Source organism: Stenotrophomonas sp. GD03877 (genome assembly GCF_029840555.1).
Lineage (GTDB): Bacteria > Pseudomonadota > Gammaproteobacteria > Xanthomonadales > Xanthomonadaceae > Stenotrophomonas > Stenotrophomonas geniculata.
This window is the reverse complement of the sequence record NZ_JAOCCT010000083.1, coordinates 1-776: the sequence shown is the minus strand read 5'-3', so window position 1 is coordinate 776 and position 776 is coordinate 1. Positions and strand designations below refer to the sequence as shown.

Sequence of the window (776 nt, the reverse complement as noted above, 5' to 3'; positions counted from 1 at the left end):
GAGCCACCGAGATTTGCCGCAGTCTGCGGGGGCCGGCGCCTGGGCCGGTACTCCCAGCTGCCGCTCTCCCAGACCATTGGCTACCGGCGGTGAGTCCACCTGATCACGGTATCGTAGCGGTCGGTGCTGCGACGAACGATCTCGAGCCGAACTTCTATGAATCAGAAAGCAGATTGCTCAGGTGCCGCGGATGTCCACGACCCCGAGGCGGGGCAGATCGCGCACCTGCTCGAACGCCTCCAGGCTGGTGAGGCCGAGGCCCTGTCCGACCTACTTCCCCTGGTCTACTCGCAGCTGCGGGCGATCGCCCGCCGCCTGCGCCGCCGAGACGAGCTCGGCAGCCCCACCTTGAACACCACGGCGGTGGTGCACGAGGCGTATCTCAAGCTCGCCCGCAACGATCAGCGATTCGCCGACCGCGTCCACTTCTTCGCCGTGGCCTCGACGGCGATGCGCCAGCTCCTCGTCGACGCCGCCCGCAAGCGGGGCCGCCACAAACGAGGAGCCGGAGTCGTGCCGGAGCCCCTCGACCAGCGGCAGATCTCGATCGACGACCAGAGCGCCTTCGTGCTCGAGCTGAACGAGGCGCTCGAGGTCCTCGGGAAAGAGAGCCCACGCCTGCTCCGGGTCGTCGAATGTCGTTACTTCGGCGGCCTGAGCGAGGAGGAGACCGCCGAGGCCCTCCAGGTGAGTGTCCGGACCGTGCGGCGCGATTGGACCCGAGCGCGGGCCCACTTGGCCGTGGCCTTTGCTCCGCAGCGATGACGCCGGGCGCC

1 protein-coding gene is annotated in these 776 nt (G+C 68.7%); it reads left to right on the top strand.

The annotated features are described in order from the left end of the window. Nucleotides 1-156 precede the first annotated feature (156 nt). The gene (locus tag N5D20_RS24680; RefSeq protein WP_054661035.1) at nt 157-765 is read left to right on the top strand and encodes an ECF-type sigma factor; all 609 of its coding nucleotides are present in this window, start codon (nt 157-159) and stop codon (nt 763-765) included. Nucleotides 766-776 lie beyond the last annotated feature (11 nt).

Coding starts and splice junctions, on each gene's coding strand:
- N5D20_RS24680 (WP_054661035.1), top strand. CDS start 157: ATGAATCAGAAAGCAGATTGCTCAGGTGCCGCGGATGTCCACGACCCC.